At 51.1% G+C, this 2,452-nt stretch carries 3 protein-coding genes; 2 read left to right on the forward strand and 1 reads right to left on the reverse strand.

Annotated elements, in window-relative coordinates; all coding sequences use genetic code 11:
- Positions 1–260: 260 nt before the first annotated feature.
- On the reverse strand, positions 261–575 hold the full coding sequence (locus tag FBQ85_29220; GenBank protein ID MDL1879212.1) for a hypothetical protein: 315 nt from the start codon (positions 573–575) through the stop codon (positions 261–263).
- Positions 576–924: 349 nt separating this feature from the next.
- Here FBQ85_29220 and FBQ85_29225 point away from each other — a divergent pair, with 349 nt between their 5' ends.
- The gene (locus FBQ85_29225) at positions 925–2,034 is read left to right on the forward strand and encodes an aminopeptidase (protein MDL1879213.1); all 1,110 of its coding nucleotides are present in this window, start codon (positions 925–927) and stop codon (positions 2,032–2,034) included.
- Between the two features lie 56 nt (positions 2,035–2,090).
- Positions 2,091–2,452, forward strand: a 362-nt coding sequence (locus tag FBQ85_29230) for a hypothetical protein (protein MDL1879214.1), incomplete at its 3' end; no start/stop codon positions are given.

Consider the following 2,452-nt stretch of genomic DNA (forward strand, 5'->3'; position numbering starts at 1 on the left):
AGAATAATGCCAAAGCATAGAATCGCATCTTGACCCTATAAATATTAGTCAAAATCGTAGTTGCTTTGGTGGCTTTCTAGTTTTAACCGGACAGCAGTGGAGGCAAATATGTCACTCGAAACGTCTTTAGGCCGTAAGGCGCTCAAAGTTAGAATAATCCCGCGGCGGCGAGACTGAAAGTGTTTCGCCACTGAAATCCCACCGAAAAGGCTTTTTTTCTGTGGCAGCTCTACTTCTGTCGTCGGCGTTTTCAAAGCTGCTCAAATAATTGGTTCTATGCTGTTCTGTGTGGGCCGCACGAATACGCCGAAGGCGTTCAACAACAAAGCCGAGGGTCGCGCGCAGCGCACCCTGGGAAAACAACCATGCCCACGAGAACTCTGAAAGAGTTCGACAAAAAATGTTATGGTCGCCGGCCCGTCGTTCATTTTCGTTAAGGCTTTTGTTTTAGGATGCAATTTTTGTGGACGGGGCTGTCGCCACTGTTCGATCAGCTTCATCGGCGTGTAGAGTTCAACTTGAAAAGTTCTGCCAGCGAATGCCGGGAACGAAATCTGTTGGGTGCTTTCATCCATTGTTTTTTTCAGCGGACCATTTGGAATGATGATCTTGTCAGCACGGCATTGCGCGGACTTTTGCTATTGCCCGCAGTTGCTGCGGAAATTTCTGAAAAAAGAGTCAAACTTGATCAAAAATGCATAAGAATTTAAGACAGAGCCCCTTTAAATCCGCATAAAACCGCGGCAATTCAAAAAAAGAGTCTGGCAACAAATGAAGAAAATGGTGGTGAGGTAAATCTTGCAATTCGTGCAGGAAGTTCTAAATTGCGTTCCAATCAGTTTTCATGGAGCTTTTCTCGCTTCATTTGTGATGATGCGGTAATAACACGAATTGAAATCGAAAGGCCGCCAGCGCAAAGCATACATGCCTGATCCCCGTCTCGAAAAACTCGCCGATTTACTCGTTCATTACTCCGTCAAAGTCCGTCCGCGTGACAAAGTCGTGATTCAAGGTGAAGCGATCGCCGCGCCGCTTTTGTCCGCCGTCTATGCCAGGGTTTTGCAAGTCGGCGGCTATCCCATTGTGCTGCCCGAGCTGCCGGAGATCGATGAATTGTTTTATCGTCACGCCTCCGGTGAACAATTGCAGTATGTTTCTGAGATCGATCGTTTGGTGCGCGAGCGTCACGATGTTCTCATTCAAATCGACGGCGCCAGCAACACCAAGGCGCTGAGTAATGTCGATCCGAAAAAAATCTCCCTGCGGGCGCAAGCGCGCGCGGTGTTGAGCACAATTTTGATGCAACGCACGGCGGCCGGAGAATTGCGCTGGGTCTACACCATTTTCCCGACGCATGCCTATGCGCAAGACGCCGAGATGAGCTTGCGCGAATTTGAAGATTTCTTTTATCAAGCCTGCATGCCGGATTTGCACGACCCGGTTGGGTATTGGCAACGCGTTGCCGTACAGCAAGATCGTATCGTCAAATGGCTGAGTGGCAAGCAGCGCGTGCACGTGGAAGCGCCGGGCACGGATTTGCGTTTGAGCATTGCCGGGCGGCCGTTCATCAATTGCGCGGGAAATTTTAACCTGCCGGACGGCGAGGTTTTCACCGCGCCGGTGGAAGACAGCGTCGAAGGCCAGGTGTATTTCTCCTATCCCGCGATTTATGGCGGCAAAGAGGTGGCAGGCGTGCGCCTGTGGTTCGAACAGGGCAAAGTCGTGCGCGCCAGCGCTGAAAAAAATGAAGAATTCTTGCTGGCCACGCTGGACACCGACGAGGGCGCGCGCCGCGCCGGCGAGTTTGCCATTGCCACCAATGAGGGTATTACGCGCTTCACGCGCCAAATTTTGTTCGATGAAAAAATCGGCGGCAGCTTTCACCTGGCGTTGGGCGCGAGCTATCCGGAATCCGGCGGCGTCAATCAATCCGCGATTCATTGGGACATGATTTGCGATTTACGCGCCGGCGGGGAAATTTGGGTGGATGAGCAGTTGTTGTATAAAGAGGGGAAATTTGTAATGGCGGCTTGAATTGTTTTGGTATTTGATTTTCAGACAGTCACTTATTGAAAAGGATCGATTGTATCATGCGTAACGTTCGTTTTGTTTTTGCGATATGTTTCTCCGGTCTTTTGCTGTTGGCGGCTTGCCGCCAGGCTCCGCCGCAACAGGTTGCCCCCGTTGCACAGGAGTCCGAGGCTCTGCCGCTCGATACCGGCATTGCCTTGCCGTTGGATTTACAAATGGCTGTGACGCAGTATCAGCCGGCAACGAAAATTGCCGAGATCGAAATTAATTTTACCTCGAAACTGGACCAAGCTTCCGCCAAAATCACCGTCGTGTTGCCCGCCAAGACCACATTTATCAGCGGCGCAACTAGCTGGGAAGGCGCATTAAAACAGGGGGAATCCGGACAATTGCGTTTTTCCGTTCGCACGGAAGATGCCAC

This window comes from Cytophagia bacterium CHB2, from assembly GCA_030263535.1.
Lineage (GTDB): Bacteria > Zhuqueibacterota > Zhuqueibacteria > Zhuqueibacterales > Zhuqueibacteraceae > Coneutiohabitans.

Coding starts and splice junctions, on each gene's coding strand:
- FBQ85_29220 (MDL1879212.1), bottom strand. CDS start 575: ATGGATGAAAGCACCCAACAGATTTCGTTCCCGGCATTCGCTGGCAGA.
- FBQ85_29225 (MDL1879213.1), top strand. CDS start 925: ATGCCTGATCCCCGTCTCGAAAAACTCGCCGATTTACTCGTTCATTAC.